Source organism: Xanthomonas vasicola (assembly GCF_000772705.2).
GTDB lineage: Bacteria > Pseudomonadota > Gammaproteobacteria > Xanthomonadales > Xanthomonadaceae > Xanthomonas > Xanthomonas vasicola.
The window spans coordinates 1-15,907 of sequence record NZ_JSBW02000011.1; the positions used below are offsets into that span (position 1 = coordinate 1).

A 15,907-nucleotide genomic window follows, 5' to 3' on the forward strand; every position below is an offset into this window, starting at 1 on the left:
CACCTGCTTCAGCGTGGCGACAATCTGGCTCTCGGTGAACTTGCTCTTGCGCATCGTTGGTCTCCTTGGTGGCTAGTGTGCCGGAGACCTCTAACTATGGATGGATCAATTTTACGGGGAGTCGACACGTCCACCGCCTGCATGGCATGCGCGGCGTTGATGGTGTGCGCCAGCAACTCTTCCATCCCCGCTTCGCCAAGCCGCTGCCGCCAACGCGTCAGCGAGCTGGCATCGCACGGCAAGCGCGTCTGGAACACGACCTCGCCAGTGAAAAACTGCCAGTACGGATTTTCCAGCCAACGCTCGCACACCGCTTCATCGGACAGGTCGTAGGCGTGCTTGAGGTAGAGCAAACCAGCGATCAGCCGCACCGGCAATGCCGGCCGACCGCCACCGGCCGGGGTGGCCGGCAAGCGCGATGAAAGTGCTTGCTCCAACGCCGTCCACGGCATCCGTTGGCTCAGCTGCGCCAGCGGATGCTGCAGATCGATCTGATTCTCCAGACGCGAACGGAACAACTCGTCGGCGGGTCTGTCTTCGGCAGCAGGACGGCGTGTACGCATGGGCGGAAATTGCAAGAAACCAGCCTTCAGCGTAGCGAACACTGGTAGTTTTAGCACGCCGGTGCAGACATCAAGGCCTTGCGGTCGTTGGGTGGTTGGGGTTTTTCAGGGGCGACTAATTAAGACTGCAGCGCACTCTGCTACGCGCAATCCTTTTCCCACCGGGAGAAGGTGCCCCGAAGGGGCGGATCAGGGTACGTGCGAAGCCGCGCGATGCGGCGCAGGCGGATCAATGACCAATCACGCAGTGTATTGCGGCATTTCGCGGTACAAACGATCCACCTCACACCGGCACACAACCACCTGCTCACTCAGCAATAAACAACGCCCGCACCGTGTCACGCGCTGCATCCAACGAGAAATGCTCGGCCACGTTGCGCAAGCCATTGTCGGCCAGACGTTGCCACAGCGCTGCGTCCTGATAGAGCCGCACGATCGCAGCGGCGAACGTGTCCGCATCGTCGGCCACGCACACATCTTCACCATCGCGCAGGTGCATACCTTCCACCGCGCAGGTGGTGCCGACCACCGGCTGGCCGTGCGCCATGCTTAGATTGATCTTGCCTTTCACGCCAGCGCCAAAACGCAGCGGTGCCACCGCGATGCGTGCGCTGTCCATGAACGGAACCAGATCCGGGACGTGTCCATGCAACTGCACGCCAGGGCATTCGTCAGCCAGTAATTTCAAGCCATCGGGCAGGTCGGCGCCGATGCAGTGAAACACCACATCGGGAAGCTGCGCACGGACCTGCGGAAAGATGGCACTGATGAACCACTGCACTGCATCCACATTCGGCGGATGGCGAAAGCCTCCGACGAAGACCAGGTCGCGGCGTTGCGCGAAGCTGTGGCCGCTGCCGGCGACTTCATGCAGGTTGGAAAGCAGGGCAGTGCGCATCTGAGGCGCATCTGCGCGCAGTTGCGCCTGTTCTGCGGCCGATACCAGCAAGGTGACATCGGTGGCCGCCATGATCTCGAGCTCGCGCAGGCGTGTGCGCTCTGCGCTACGCAGCAGATTGGCATCGCCGGCCAACTCGGCACCGCGACGTTCGCGCAGGTAATGCAGGTCGACGGTATCGAACAAGGTGCGTGCCTGTGGCGCGTATTGCTTGAGCAACGGCAGGCAGGCATGTGCCACGTGGTGGCGTACCAATAACACCACCGCAAACCGCGCGCCATGCGTGCGCAGCCAACTGCCGATGCCTTCAAGAAACGGTGCGTACCAGACTTCGACCCCGAGCTGCTGCAATGCCTGCGTGTGGCGCCCGGCGTGTTCGCGGCGGGTCGGCACGAACACGACATGTGTGCCTTCTTCGCGCAGCAGGCGGATCAGGTTGAACTGCCGCAGCGAGCCGGAATCGCGGTCCGGCTGCGGCACGCACTCGTCCAGAATCAATACCTGGCGCTGGCCGCGGTGGAGAAGCGCAGGACCGGGCACACTACCGACCGGCAACTGCGCTTTCAGCGGCTGCTGCCATTTTTCGGCAAAGACACTTTGATTGCGTACCTGGTAAGCCTTCACTCCGGTGCGTGTGTCGGTGCCGTTGCTGGTGCCTTCGTCGTGCACTACCACGCTGGCCGGCTGCACCAGCACTTCATAACCCGTCGCGCGGACCGCAAACGCCAGGTCGGTGTCTTCGTAGTACGCCGGCATGTAACGCCGATCCAGCCCGCCCAGCGTTTGCAACAGCGTGCGTGGCAGTGCGATGGCCGCGCCCGAGCAGTAGTCCATTGCGCGCACATAGGCATAGCGCGGGTCGTCGGACGATTCGAAGCGGCCGTAACTCCAGGCGCTGCCATCGCCGAACACCACACCGCCGGATTCCTGCAGCCGCCCGTCCGGGTACATCAGTTGCGCGCCGACGAGGCCGGCGGTCGGATGCTGGGCAAAGGTGTCGATCAACCGATCCAGCCAGCCGGGCTGCGGAATGGTGTCGTTGTTGAGCAGTACCACGAAATCGCCACGCGCCAACGCGATGCCGTCATTGCAGGCAGCAATGAAACCGCCGTTGCTCGCACGCAGGTGATAGTGCAGGCCGGCAATGTGCGGCAATTGTTCCGCGGTGGCGTCGCTGCTGCCGTCGTCCACCACGATGATTTCCACGCTCACCAACGGCGGATGCGCCGCCAGCGCACGCAGGCAAGCCAGGGTATGTGCGATGTGGTTGTAGACCGGAATCACCACCGACACCCGCGGCGCGGCGCTGTGCGGCAGCGCAAATACGGCGAACGGGGCGGGCTGCGGCAGCCACAACGGCGTGCCGAGCGCGACCGGCGGCGCCTGCGTGTGCACGCGAATACGCTGCCAGGTGGCGCGCCAGCCGCGCGTGCGCATGCTGGCCACGCTGCGGTGGATCAGGCCAAGGACGCGATTGAACAGATAACGCGCATCGGCCAAAGACATCGACATTGCGTTGGAACTCCAGCGTGGTATGGCAGTAAACGTAGCGAGCAGTCGACAGGTGGGCGTGGACGGCGCTTAGGAACCTGAGTGTACGAGCGGTACATGCCGATTCCGAGCACCGGCCGCGCCGGCCTGGCGGTGAGCGCAGTCGTTTTGGTAGCTGGTCCAAGCAGTGTACGAGCCGTGCCCGCTGCTGCCGAGAACACGTCGCTCCCAGCGAAGCGGCATCGACAGTTTTGTTAGCCGCTCTTAAGGTTGGAAGGGCCCGGTGGGTCACAGCCATGACAGCGCTGCGCTAGACTCGCCGGACTCTACATTCTCGCATTCCTGTGCCCCGACGCCACGACAACGACGCTCCCGACGATTTCGAGGACGACATCAACGAGCAAGGCTCCCGCTGGCAACGCAGACTCATCGTCTGGGGATTTGCCGCGTTCGCGCTGGCGCTCGGTTTCCTGATTCCCTATACGGTGTATCTGAACAAGCAGGTCACCCAGCGCTTCGGCGAGCTGCGTTGGCAGATCCCGACCCGCGTGTACGGGCGGCCATTGGTGCTGGTGCCCGGCATCGCGCTGGATGCAGCCACGCTGAAGACCGAGCTGGATGCGGCCTCGTACCGTGACGACGGTCAGGCGAAGCTGCCTGGCACCTATCAGCAGGATGGCAGCCGCTTCACCATCGCCAGCCGCGGCTATATCGATGTGGATGGGCGTGTGCCGGCGCGCCGGATCGACGTCAGCCTGGCGGGTGGACGCGTGGCCGCGCTGCGCGACGCCAACGACCGCAAGACGCTCAAAAGCGCACGTCTGGACCCGGCGCGCATCGCCACGCTGTACGGGCAAAAGCAGGAGGAGCGCCGCCTGGTGCGCATGGAAGAAGTGCCCGAGTTGCTGGTCACCGGCCTGCAGGCGGTGGAAGACCGCGATTTCAACAGCCATCACGGCATCGATCTGAGCGGCATGGTGCGCGCGGCCTGGATCATGGCGCGCTCCGGCGGCCAGGTCCGCCAGGGCGCAAGCACCTTGACGCAGCAGTTGGCGCGCAGTGGCCTGCTCGGCATCGGCAAGGAACAGACGCTCACGCGCAAGCTCAACGAGATTCTGTACGCGTTGATCATGGAGGCGCGTTACGACAAGCGCACCATCCTGGAGGCCTATCTCAACCAGGTGTATCTGGGTCAGCGCGGCGGGCAGGCGATCCATGGGGTGTCGTCGGGTGCGGAGCTGTGGTTCGGCCGCGAACTCAATTCGATGACCACCGAGCAGATCGCGCTGTTGATCGGCCTGGTCAAGGGGCCCTCGTATTACGACCCGCGGCGCAATCCGGAGCGCGCGCTGGACCGGCGCAATTTCGTGCTCGGCAAGCTGCACGAAAGCAACTTGATCAACGATGCCGAGTACAAGCGCGCGCTGGCCGCGCCGTTAGGCGTGCCCACCGAGCCTGGTCTGGTCGCAGCCAATCGTTTCCCCGCCTATGTCGACCTGGTGCGGCGCCAGTTGGCGCACGATTACCCGGAAGGCGTGCTGCAGGGCGCCGGTATGAGCGTGCTCACAGGTATGTCGCCGTCTGCGCAGGCGTATGCCGAAGGTGCAGTCACCGGCACCATCAAGCGGCTGGACAACAAGAAGCGCCCGCCGCTGCAAGCCGGGCTGGTGCTCACCGACGTGCATAACGGCGATGTGCTGGCCGTGGTCGGCAGCCGCGATGTGGCCAAGCCGGGCTTCAATCGTGCGGTGGAAGCGCAGCGTCAGGTAGGCTCGTTGATCAAGCCGTTCGTGTACATGCTGGCGCTGGCTTCGCCGGACCGCTGGGCGCTGTCCAGTTGGGTCGATGACTCGCCGGTGACCGTGCAGCTCAGCCGCGGCAAGACGTGGTCGCCCGGCAATTCCGACAACCGCAGCCACGGCACCGTGCGTTTGGTCGATGCGCTGGCGCATTCCTACAACCAGGCCACGGTGCGGGTGGGCATGCAGGTCGGTGCAGACCGCGTCGCGCAGCTGATCCAGGTCTTGGCCGGCATCAAGGCCGAGCCCAATCCGGCGTTGATCCTGGGCACCACCGACCAGAGCCCGTACGGCATGGCGCAGCTGTACCAGTTCCTGGCGGCCGGCGGCGAGATCCAGCCGCTGCACGCGGTGCGCGGTGTGCTCGACCCGCAAGGCAAGCTGCTCAAACGCTACGACAAGACCCCGGCACCGGCGCAGGAAGGCGATTCGGTCGCTGCCAACCTGATCAGCATCGGCTTGCAGCAGGTCGTGAGTGGCGGCACCGCGCGCCAGCTGCTGGGCGATGGCTTGGGGCGCCTGTCATCGGCCGGCAAGACCGGCACTTCCAACGATGGCCGCGATAGTTGGTATGCCGGCTATACCGGCGATCATCTTGCGGTGATCTGGATGGGCAACGACCAGAACGCCGAGACCGGTCTGTATGGCGCCACCGGCGCGATGCGGGTGTGGTCGAGCATCTTCGCCCGCCTGCCGAGCGCGCCGTTGAAGGTCAGCGGCAAAGGCCTGGATTGGCAGTGGGTGGACGCCAGCGGTACCGGCGTGACCGACCCCGGTTGCCCAGGCGCGCGCCAGTTCCCGTTCGTGGTCGGCTTCACGCCGGCCTATGCCCCGTGTGCCGGCAATGCACCGTTGATCGAAGGTGCACCCGGCGAAGCGGCCGCACCTGCCGAACAATCCAGCGGCGGTGGCTGGCGCCGTTTCTTCGGTCTGGAAAAGAAGCCCGAAGAACCTGCCCCGGCGCCTGCCACGGCCCCACCCGCGCATTGATTGGAGTGACCCCATGAACCGACTGCACCGTTTGCTCGCCCTGATCGGCGTCTTGGCCGCACTCACTGCCTGCGTCAGCGCACCGCCCGCACCGCCGCCGACGCCGGTGGACCCGACCACGCCGACCCAGCGCCTGTTGCTGATCGAACGCGAGGCCGGCGCGGACGACACCGAACTGTCGGTGCAGCCGCTGCGCGACCCGCAGGTCGATGATTTGCGCGACACCGCCAAGAGCAAGCGCCAGGCCGGCGATCTGGCTGCTGCGGCTGCGGCGCTGGATCAGGCGCTGGGCCTGGTGCCGGGCGACCCGGCGATTCTGCAGGAGCGCGCCGAAGTGTCCGTGCTGCAGGCCGACTGGCCCGCCGCCGAGCGCTTCGCCAAGCAGGCGATCGAGCTGGGTTCCAAGACCGGCCCGCTGTGCCGTCGCCATTGGGCCACCATCGAACAGTCGCGGCTGGCGCGTGGCGAAAAGGAAAACGCTGCATCGGCCAGGGCGCAGATCGTTGGTTGCACGGTGCCGGGGATGAAGCGGTACTGAGACCTGACATCCGGCGGTGCGGATCGCGTGCCGGCGGTGCGCGTTCTGCTGGCACGAGTGCGTCTGATGTGGCGCGTCTTTCGGGTGCGCAGTGCAGGCAGTGCGCCTGCGTGTAGCAGCACGTCGTCGCCTACACCCAAGCCTGCGTCACAGCGTACGCGCTAGGCTGTCGCGCTTCCTGTCCGCTTTCCGTCTGGTCTCATGTCCCAACTTGCCACTGCCAGTATCGAGGCGCTCAGCCAGGGCGGGGCGCTTGCGCATCAGCTCGACGCCTTCGCGCCACGTGCTGCACAGTTGCGCCTGACAGGGGCAATTGCCGAAGCATTCGAGCAGCGCGATGTGTTGCTGGCAGAGGCCGGTACCGGCACCGGCAAGACCTACGCCTATCTGGTCCCGGCGTTGCTGTCCGGGCTCAAGACCATCGTTTCTACCGGCACGCGCGCGCTGCAGGATCAGCTGTTCCATCGCGACCTGCCGCGCGTGCGCGCCGCGCTGGGCGTGGGCCGGCGTAGTGCGTTGCTGAAGGGGCGCGCCAACTATCTGTGCAAGTACCGCACCCAGCAGGCGCGCGGCGAGCCGCGCTTTGCCACGCCCGAACAGGTGTCGCAATTCCAGCGCATCGTGGCCTGGAGCGGACGCACCCAGTTCGGCGACATGGCCGAGCTTGAAGCCTTGCCGGACGACTCGCCGCTGCTGCCGATGGTGACCTCCACCGTCGACAACTGCCTGGGTACCGAATGCCCGTTCTATAGCGAATGTTTCGTGGTGCAAGCGCGCCAGCGTGCGCAGGCGGCCGATCTGGTGGTGGTCAATCACCATCTGCTGCTGGCCGATCTGGCGCTCAAGCAGGAAGGCTTCGGCGAAATCCTGCCCGGCGCGCAGGCCTTCGTCATCGACGAGGCGCATCAATTGCCGGAGCTGGCGGCCAATTTCTTCGGCGAAAGTTTCGGCATGCGGCCGTGGCAGGAGCTGGCGCGCGATTGCATGGTCGAAGCGCGTCTAGTGGCTGGTGCACAGGCAAGCTTGCAGGCGCCGATCCTTGCCCTGGACGAAGCCTTGCGCAGCCTGCGCGCCGGCATGGAAGGCCTGCCGGCGCGCGGCACGCAATGGCGCGCGCTGGCCAAACCGCAGGTGCGCGAAGGATTCGACGCCGTGCTGTCGTCGCTGGCACGGTTGGGCGAATCTCTGCTGCCATTACGAGAAGCCTCGCCCGGTTTTGACGGCTGCACTGCACGTGCGCAAGAAGCCTTGAATCGCCTGTCGCGCTGGTTGGGCGAAGACCTGCCGGTAGCCGATTTCGCGCAGGATCTGCCGGAAGAAGCAGTCGACAACGACGTGCTCTGGTACGAACTCAGTCCGCGCGGCTTTCGCTGCCAGCGCACACCGCTGGATGTGTCCGGCCCGTTGCGCGAGCACCGCGAAAAATCGCACGCGGCCTGGGTGTTCACCTCGGCCACGCTGGCGGTGGGCGGCGAGTTCGACCACATCGCGCAGCGGCTGGGATTGAGCGATCCGGCGACCTTGCTGCAACCCAGCCCGTTCGACTGGGCGCGTCAGGCGTTGTGCTACCTGCCGCCGAATCTGCCCGATCCGGCCGCACGCGGTTTTGGCACCGCGCTGATCGGCGCACTGACGCCGGTGCTGGAAGCTTCCAACGGCCGCGCGTTTTTGTTGTTCGCTTCGCACCGCGCGCTGCGCGAAGCCGCCGAGGCCTTGCGCGGCGCGCCGTGGCCATTATTCGTGCAGGGCGAAGCACCCCGCGCGACTTTGCTGCAGCGCTTCCGCGATTCCGGCAACGGCGTACTGCTGGGCTCGGCCAGTTTTCGTGAAGGGGTGGACGTGGTCGGCGATGCCTTGAGCGTGGTGGTGATCGACAAGCTGCCGTTCGCCGCGCCCGACGATCCGGTGTTCGAAGCGCGCCTGGATGCAATCCGCCGCGAGGGCGGTAACCCGTTCCGCGACGAGCAATTGCCGCAGGCGGTGATCGCGCTCAAGCAGGGCGTGGGGCGGCTGATCCGCAGCGAAACCGACCGTGGCGTGCTGGTGCTGTGCGACCCGCGGTTGGTCAACAAAAGCTACGGCCGCACCTTCATGAAATCGCTGCCGCCATTCGCACGCACCCATGCCATTGCCGATGTGCAGGCGTTTTTTGGCGTTGAACAGCCGGTAGGCGACAATGGCGTGCTCACGTTGCCGCTCGGCGATGATCAATCTTCTTCTTTCTGACTGCGGCCCTGCCATGAACGTCCTCGCATTCGAGACCTCCACCGAAGCCTGTTCCGTCGCCTTGCATGTTGACGGTCGCGTGATCGAGCGCTTCGAACTTGCGCCGCGCCGCCACGCCGAACTGGCGCTGCCATGGGCCGAACAACTGCTGGCCGATGCAGGTATCTCACGCCGTCAGCTCGATGCGATTGCGGTCGGCCGGGGCCCCGGCGCGTTCACCGGTGTGCGTCTGGCGATCGGCATTGCGCAGGGCATCGCCTTGGCGCTGGATGTGCCGGTGCTGGCCGTTTCCACGCTGCAGGTGCTGGCCTTGCGCGCGCCGGCCGAGGTGAGCCATGTGCTGGCCTGCATCGATGCACGCATGGGCGAGGTGTATGCCGGTGTCTTTGCGCGCAGTGGCGATGCGCTGCTGGAACTGGCACCGGAAGTGGTCTGCGCACCGGACACACTCGTGCTACCCGAGACCGCGGCGCTGATGGCCGGTGTCGGCACCGGTCTGGCGGCAGCCGATGCACTGTTGCAGCAACGCTTTGCGACGCGCCTGAGCAGCGTTGATGCGGCCGCGCTCCCGCGTGCCGCCGATCTGCTCACGCTCGCGCTGCCGGCATTGTTGTGCGGCGAAGGGGTGGCGCCGGAGCGGGTGGAACCGGCCTATCTGCGCGACAACGTCGCGCTTACCCTGGTCGAGCAACAGGCTGCCCGCGCAGCGAAGGCGGCCGGCGCAACGCCGTGACCGACGCTGCCCAGCGCGCTCGGTTTCGCGGTTGCCTGCTTGGTCTGGCGGTGGGCGATGCGCTGGGCACCACGCTCGAATTTTGCGCGCCGGGCAGCTTTGCGCCGATCGACGACATGCGCGGTGGCGGCCCGTTCGCCTTGCAGGCCGGGCAGTGGACTGACGACACCTCGATGGCCTTGTGTCTGGCGCATAGCCTGCTGTATCGGCAGGGGTTTGATGCGGCCGACCAGATGAACCGCTATTGCAACTGGTACCAGCACGGTTATCTCAGCAGCACCGGTGCCTGCTTCGATATTGGGGCGACTGTGCGCCAGGCCCTGGAGCACTATCTGGATGGCGGCCCGGCTTTCAGTGGCAGCACCGATCCGCGCTCGGCTGGGAATGGCTCGTTGATGCGGCTGGCGCCGGTGGCGATGTACTACGCGCATCGCCCCGACGAACTGGCCGATCGCGCGGCCGACAGTTCGCGCACCACGCATGCCGCTGCCGAAGCGCTGGATGCGTGCCGCTTGTTCGCGGTCCAACTGCGCGCCGCGCTGCTTGGAGGCACGCGCGATCAGGTGCTGCATGCGCAGCCGGACACATTCCTGACGCCAGCAGTGCATGCATTGGCTATCCGCGACCATGTGGCCGTGCCCGCCGCGCAGATCCGCGGCACGGGCTATGTGATCGATTCGCTGTCGGCAGCGCTGTGGTGCTTCGCAACGACCGAGAGCTTTGTCGAGGCCGTGCTGCGTGCCGCCAACCTGGGCGACGATGCGGACACCACCGCAGCGATCTGCGGGCAGCTCGCCGGCGCGTTTTACGGCATCGACGGCATCCCTGCTGCCTGGCGCGAACGCGTGCAGGATGCGGCAGAGATCGTGGAGTTGGCCGACCGGCTGCACGCCGCGGCACAGGTGGCCTGAGCCGCAGTCACAGCCCAAATTCCGGCACAGCTGCAGCACATGGCAGCTGATGCGCTGGCATTGCGCGTGCTGTCCGCGATTGGAGCCGATTAAAGTTGGAACCGATCAAGCGTAATCGCGGTGCCGGACTTATGCGCACGTGTGAGGTTGCCGTGCTGGTGGCCTTGCCACTGAACCGAACAGCAGCAGGATCGTGCCCACGCCGCAGCTTCGATGCTGCCGCATTTCCGGTCTCTGTCCGGTCAGTGCTGTCAAAACGCGGAGCGATGAAGTGCGTTGCGCAATCAGCGCACACGCAGCCTCAGCGATCGTCGTGCAGCTCGCCGCCGGGCAGGAATAACCAGGTGCGCGTGACCTGCAGGATGTCCACATCGTCCTTGGTCTTGGGTAGCGGCGGGAACGGCTGCGCCAGTTGCACCACGCGCAACGCGGCATCGTCGAGCAACGGAACCCCGCTGGATACCAGTACGCGGCTGCTTTCCACGCTGCCGTCGCGGCGCACGCCCACGCTGATGACGACCTTGCCGCCCAGCCGGCGGCGGCGGGCGTCGTCCGGATAATTCAGATTTCCCACGCGCTCGGCGCGGTCCACCCAGGCGCGCAGATAGTTTGCATACGCGTATTCGCGGGTGCTGGCCGAAACGAACTTGCGGTTCGGGCGTTTGGCGTACTGCTCGGAGCGCAGATGCACTTCGGCCGCGAGCCGGGCCATTTCGGCATCGCGCTGTACGCGTTGCGCATCGGCGGGAGTGAGTGGGTCGGTCTGCGGATTCGGTTGCGGCGTCGGCACGGCCTGCTCGCCGCGCCGGCTGGTCACCACGCGGGTCTGGGTCGGCTCCGGCGCATTCACGCTGGTGGCGTGTTGCGCCTGTGGCGCCAGCCCGGTGCGGTCCTGCGGCACCACGCCCGGCTGGCTGTCGCGCGGGCGCTGCACGGTGTCGTGATTGCCGCCGCCCTGTTGGTTGGCCTGGGCCAGGAAATCGGCCTGCTTGGGCGTCAGTGGTGTACTGGTCTGGCTGAAGATCACATCCAGCGTTGGCACCAGTGGTGCGTCTTCGCTGACCGCAAACACCACGCCCAGGATCAGCGCGCCGTGCAGCAGCAGCGAGATCACCAGCGTCATCATCAGCCGGCGACCGTCGTCCCTCGGTGCCGGCGGGGCCGCGGCCGTGCTCATTGCGCGGTGCCGGCCTCGATCGCGTCGAACAGCAGCCCGGCGATGTTCAGGCCGAACTGCGCATCCAGCTCGCGCACGCAGGTGGGGCTGGTGACGTTGACCTCGGTGAGGTAATCGCCGATCACGTCCAGGCCGACGAAGCGCATGCCGCGACGGCGCATTTCCGGGCCAACCTGCGCGGCGATCCAGCGGTCGCGCTCGGACAATGGCCGGCCTTCGCCACGCCCGCCGGCCGCCAGGTTGCCGCGGAATTCATCGCCCTGCGGAATCCGCGCCAGGCAATAGTCCACCGGCACGCCGTCCACCAGCAGGATGCGCTTGTCGCCGGCAGTGATGTCGGGGATGAAGCGCTGCGCCAGGGTCAGTTTGCGGTTGCCGTCGGTCAGCGTTTCCAGGATCACGTTGAGGTTGGGGTCGCCGGTGCCGCTGCGGAAGATCGAGCGCCCGCCCATGCCGTCCAGCGGCTTGAGCACCGCCTGACCGTGCTCCAGCACGAACGCCTTGAGCGCGGCAGCGTCACGACTGACCAACGTCGGCGGGCAGCACTGCGGAAACAGCAGCGCGGCCAGCTTTTCGTTGTAATCGCGCAGGCCCTGCGGGTCGTTGACGATCTGCGCGCCGGCACGCTGCGCCACGCTCAGTACCTGGGTGTCGTAGACGAACTCCGCGTCCACCGGCGGGTCCTTGCGCATCAGCACCACTTGGCCGGGCCCGAATGCCAGCTCGGCGAACTCGCCCAACGTGAACCAGCTGGTCTTGTCTTCGCGCACGCTCAGCGGCGCGACCTGCGCCACCGCGCGGCCTTCGCGCAGGCTGAGCCCGCCGGGGCGCACGTAATGCAGACGGTGACCACGGCGCTGGGCTTCCAGCAACATGGCAAACGTGGTGTCTTTGGCGATCTTGATGGAGGCGATGGGATCCATCACCACAACGACGTCGAGCGACATGGGGCTAAACCTTTCGAACAAGCTGCCGATGGTAACTTCAAGCGATGGGCGATGGCGCGCCCGGCGGGTCGTAGTGCGCGACTTGCCGGCCGGGACGCACCCAGACGTGGTCGGAACGTCCGCCTGGCGGGGCCCCGGCAATGCGCCCTTGACAGTCGATGCGGGTCTTGGGATATACATGCAGTTTCGTAGCGACGTCGGAAGGGATGAAGCGTCGCGCGCCCGGGGATATTTGGATGAGTGAAAACATTGCTGCGGGTGGGGAACTCGCAGGACTGAAGGTGATGGTGATCGATGATTCGAAGACCATTCGCCGCACCGCCGAAACGCTGCTGAAGCGGGAAGGTTGTGAAGTAGTGACAGCAACGGATGGTTTCGAGGCACTGGCCAAAATTGCGGACCAGCAACCTCAAATCATTTTTGTCGACATCATGATGCCGCGCCTGGATGGGTACCAGACGTGCGCGTTGATCAAGGGCAACCAGCTCTTCAAATCGACGCCGGTGATCATGTTGTCGTCCAAAGATGGCCTGTTCGACAAGGCGCGCGGCCGCATCGTCGGTTCCGAGCAATATCTGACCAAGCCGTTCACTCGCGAAGAACTACTGAGCGCGATCCGCACGTACGTCCACGCCTGACCAGGGGGAAAGGCAACATGGCTCGAATTATATTGATCGAGGACTCGCCCACCGACAGGGCAGTCTTCAGTCAATGGCTGGAAAAAGCAGGCCATACGGTCGTCGCCACTGATACCGCAGAAGAGGGACTTGAGCTGGTTCGCAGCCAGGCGCCCGATCTTGTGTTGATGGATGTGGTGTTGCCCGGTATGAGCGGCTTCCAGGCAACGCGTGCACTTGCACGCGACCAGGCCACCAAGGACATTCCCGTGCTGCTGGTCAGCACCAAGGGCATGGAAACCGACAGGGCTTGGGGTCTGCGACAAGGTGCAAGCGACTACATCGTCAAGCCGCCGCGCGAAGACGATCTAATCGCGCGCATCAGACAATTGGTGCGTTGATGCGCTCTCCATTCGACATTCTCGAAGACTACGAGCGTCGTAGTCTGGCGCACGCCACGCCGCTGCCGGAACGCCAGTTCTCGGCCGATATCTGGCGCGGCGTGGGGTATCGCGTCGGGACCCGGCGATTGGTCTCGGACTTCCGCGAAGTTGCGGAAATCGTGCCGATGCCGCCGGTCACTCCGGTGCCGGGCGCACAGCCCTGGCTGCTGGGCGTAGGCAACCTGCGCGGCAATCTGTTCCCAGTGATCGATCTGAAGCAGTTCCTGGAGGGCCGTCGCACGGTGCTCCAGGAAGGCCAGCGTGTGCTGATCATGCGTCAGAGCGGCGGCGACGTCGCGCTGACCATCGATGAGCTGTACGGCCAACGCAGCTTCGAGCAGGTCCAGGCGGTGGAACCCGGCGAGTTGGCGCAAGGCCGCTACGCCCATTTCATCGACCGCGCCTTCCGCAACGAGACGCAGGACTGGGGTGTGTTTTCCCTGGCGTTGCTGTCGCGCACTCCTGAATTCCGGCAGGCCGCGGCCTAAGCCGCGACCCCGCCACGTCATACAGATTGAGGTCGAACCATGAGTACCGCCCCGGACGCCCGCAAGACCAACGAGCTCGGCAGCGTCAGCACCAGCTTCTGGCTTGGCTTGCTGGTGTTGTCGATGATCGTGTTTGGCGCCAACACCGGCGTCGCGACCTGGCAGGGCAGTCGTCTTGCCGGTGCCGGCACCGGCGCGGCCGACTTGCAGGTGCTCTCGCAGCAGCTGGCCAACCAGGGCCGCGAAGCGGTGTCCGGCGACACCAAGGCCTTTGCCGCGTTCAAGGAGACCAAGGGCCGCATCGACAGCACGGTGAGCGAACTGGATGGCCGTTACGGCCAGGAAGGCTCGATCGCCAGCGCGATGGCGCAGCTCAAGGCGACCTGGCTGCCACTGAGCAAGAACGCCGATCAGGTCATCTCCAGCGAACCGGCGGTGCTGGCGATCGCAGACAACGCCAACCGCTTCTCCGGCAGCGTCCCGCAATTGCAGGCGCAGTTGAACGAAGTGGTGCGTGCGATGACCGTCAGCGGCGCGCCGGCTTCGCAGATCTACAACACCTTGCAGCAGGTCGTGGTGGCCGGAACCATGGCGCGGCGGGTGACCGAAATCCGCGCCGGCGAAGACAATGCGGCCGCCTCAGGCGACGCGCTGGCACGCGACTCGGTGGTGTTCACGCAGATGCTCGACGGCCTGCGCGCAGGCAACGAAGAACTCGGCATCGCCGCGGTGCACAACCCCGCTGCGTTGTCGGCGCTTGAGCAGTCGCAGGCGCAGTGGGCGACGATGAAGAAAGATGTCGACGCCATCCTCGCCAGCTCGCGCAACCTGTTCGCCGCACAGTCCTCGGCCGATGCGCTGACGGATGGCTCCGGCAAGATGCTCGTCGACAGCAAGAAGCTGTTCGACGCCTTCTCCGCGTTCGGTTCGGTGCGCGACACGCGCCTGTTCCCGAACTTCTGGCTGGGCGTGGTGTCCGGCCTGTTCGCGCTGCTGGCGATCATCGGCTTCGTGTGGAGCTCGGTGCGTGTGCGAACCCGCGAGCAGGACGTGCGCTACCAGTCGCAGGTGGAATTCAACAGCCGTAACCAGCAGGCGATTATGCGGTTGCTGGACGAAATCAGCTCGCTCGGCGAGGGCGACCTGACCGTGAAAGCGTCGGTGACCGAGGACATGACCGGCGCCATCGCCGACGCCATCAACTACGCCGTGGACGAACTGCGCCACCTGGTGACCACCATCAACGACACCTCCGCGAAGGTGGCCGTGTCGACCCAGGAAACCCAGGCCACGGCGATGCAGCTGGCCGACGCGGCCGGCCAACAAGCCAACCAGATCACCACGGCTTCCGAGCGCATCAGCGAAATCGCTGCCAGCATTGAGCAGGTGTCGCGCAACTCCACCGAGTCGGCCGAAGTGGCGCAGCGCTCGGTGGTCATCGCCGCCGAAGGTGCCGGCGTGGTGCGCGAGACGATCCAAGGCATGGACCAGATTCGCGACCAGATCCAGGAAACCTCCAAGCGCATCAAGCGGCTGGGCGAATCTTCGCAGGAGATCGGCTCGATCGTGGAACTGATCAACGACATTTCCGAGCAGACCAACATCCTGGCGCTCAACGCCGCGGTGCAGGCAGCATCGGCCGGCGAAGCCGGTCGCGGTTTCGCTGTGGTGGCCGACGAAGTGCAGCGCCTGGCAGAACGCACCTCCAGTGCGACCCGACGCATCGAAGGTTTGGTGCAGACCATTCAGGCCGATACCAACGAAGCGGTCAGCTCGATGGAGCAGACCACCTCCGAAGTGGTGTCCGGTGCGCGCCTGGCCGAAGACGCCGGCACCGCGCTGACCGAAATCGAGCGCGTGTCCAACGCCTTGAATAACTTGATTAAGAACATCTCCATCGCTGCGCACCAGCAGTCGGCCGCGGCGACGGATATCACACAGACCATGGGCGTGATCCGTCAGATCACCAGCCAGACATCGCAGGGTGCGGAGCAGACGGCCGAATCGATCGGCAATCTGGCGCAGCTCGCTGCCGATCTGCGCCGTTCGGTCGCCGACTTCAAGCTGCCGGCGTGACCACGACGCG

Annotated in this window: 12 protein-coding genes, 1 other RNA gene and 1 pseudogene; 9 read left to right on the plus strand and 5 right to left on the minus strand. The window is 65.4% G+C overall.

The window, feature by feature from the left end:
• Positions 1-128: 128 nt before the first annotated feature.
• The 3 genes and pseudogenes from NX05_RS02475 to NX05_RS21550 all read right to left on the minus strand — a co-directional run.
• Positions 129-563: pseudogene (locus NX05_RS02475) on the minus strand (transposase); the annotation flags it as partial.
• A 307-nt stretch (positions 564-870) separates the two neighbouring features.
• On the minus strand, positions 871-2,973 hold the full coding sequence (locus NX05_RS02480; RefSeq protein WP_039431056.1) for a glycosyltransferase: 2,103 nt from the start codon (positions 2,971-2,973) through the stop codon (positions 871-873).
• Between the two features lie 24 nt (positions 2,974-2,997).
• A non-coding RNA gene (locus NX05_RS21550) (sX9 sRNA) lies at positions 2,998-3,071 on the minus strand.
• A 225-nt stretch (positions 3,072-3,296) separates the two neighbouring features.
• Here NX05_RS21550 and mrcB point away from each other — a divergent pair.
• From mrcB to NX05_RS02505, 5 genes are all read left to right on the plus strand, one after another.
• The gene (mrcB, locus tag NX05_RS02485; RefSeq protein ID WP_039431055.1) at positions 3,297-5,741 is read left to right on the plus strand and encodes a penicillin-binding protein 1B; all 2,445 of its coding nucleotides are present in this window, start codon (positions 3,297-3,299) and stop codon (positions 5,739-5,741) included.
• A gap of 13 nt (positions 5,742-5,754) precedes the next feature.
• Positions 5,755-6,279, plus strand: coding sequence for a hypothetical protein (locus NX05_RS02490; protein WP_039431053.1), 525 nt, complete (start codon positions 5,755-5,757; stop codon positions 6,277-6,279).
• Between the two features lie 201 nt (positions 6,280-6,480).
• Entirely contained in the window at positions 6,481-8,505 is a 2,025-nt protein-coding gene (yoaA, locus tag NX05_RS02495) for a DNA repair helicase YoaA (RefSeq protein WP_039431051.1), read from the plus strand.
• A gap of 13 nt (positions 8,506-8,518) precedes the next feature.
• Positions 8,519-9,238, plus strand: a complete 720-nt coding sequence (tsaB, locus tag NX05_RS02500; protein WP_039431050.1) for a tRNA (adenosine(37)-N6)-threonylcarbamoyltransferase complex dimerization subunit type 1 TsaB — start codon at positions 8,519-8,521, stop codon at positions 9,236-9,238.
• Entirely contained in the window at positions 9,235-10,149 is a 915-nt protein-coding gene (locus NX05_RS02505) for an ADP-ribosylglycohydrolase family protein (protein ID WP_039431048.1), read from the plus strand. The genes tsaB and NX05_RS02505 overlap by 4 nt, the downstream gene beginning before the upstream one ends.
• 301 nt (positions 10,150-10,450) lie before the next feature.
• On the opposite strand, the gene tolA is transcribed toward NX05_RS02505, so the two are convergent.
• Together tolA and gshB are read right to left on the minus strand one after the other, a co-directional pair.
• Positions 10,451-11,326, minus strand: coding sequence for a cell envelope integrity protein TolA (gene tolA, locus NX05_RS02510; RefSeq protein ID WP_039431046.1), 876 nt, complete (start codon positions 11,324-11,326; stop codon positions 10,451-10,453).
• The gene (gene gshB / locus NX05_RS02515; RefSeq protein ID WP_010364206.1) at positions 11,323-12,273 is read right to left on the minus strand and encodes a glutathione synthase; all 951 of its coding nucleotides are present in this window, start codon (positions 12,271-12,273) and stop codon (positions 11,323-11,325) included. Before gshB ends, tolA begins: the two co-directional genes overlap by 4 nt.
• A 236-nt stretch (positions 12,274-12,509) precedes the next feature.
• On the opposite strand from gshB, the gene pilG reads away from it, so the two are divergent.
• Genes pilG through NX05_RS02535 form a run of 4 tightly spaced genes read left to right on the plus strand, consistent with a single transcriptional unit; the run spans position 12,510 to position 15,897 of the window.
• Positions 12,510-12,911, plus strand: a complete 402-nt coding sequence (pilG, locus tag NX05_RS02520) for a twitching motility response regulator PilG (RefSeq protein WP_005913706.1) — start codon at positions 12,510-12,512, stop codon at positions 12,909-12,911.
• 17 nt (positions 12,912-12,928) lie between these two features.
• Entirely contained in the window at positions 12,929-13,291 is a 363-nt protein-coding gene (locus tag NX05_RS02525) for a response regulator (protein WP_010375173.1), read from the plus strand.
• The gene (locus NX05_RS02530; protein ID WP_003482487.1) at positions 13,291-13,821 is read left to right on the plus strand and encodes a chemotaxis protein CheW; all 531 of its coding nucleotides are present in this window, start codon (positions 13,291-13,293) and stop codon (positions 13,819-13,821) included. Before NX05_RS02525 ends, NX05_RS02530 begins: the two co-directional genes overlap by 1 nt.
• Positions 13,822-13,860: 39 nt before the next feature.
• Positions 13,861-15,897 carry a methyl-accepting chemotaxis protein gene (locus tag NX05_RS02535; RefSeq protein ID WP_039431043.1) on the plus strand — a complete coding sequence of 679 codons (2,037 nt, stop codon included), beginning with the start codon at positions 13,861-13,863 and terminating at the stop codon, positions 15,895-15,897.
• The last annotated feature ends 10 nt before the right edge of the window (positions 15,898-15,907 follow it).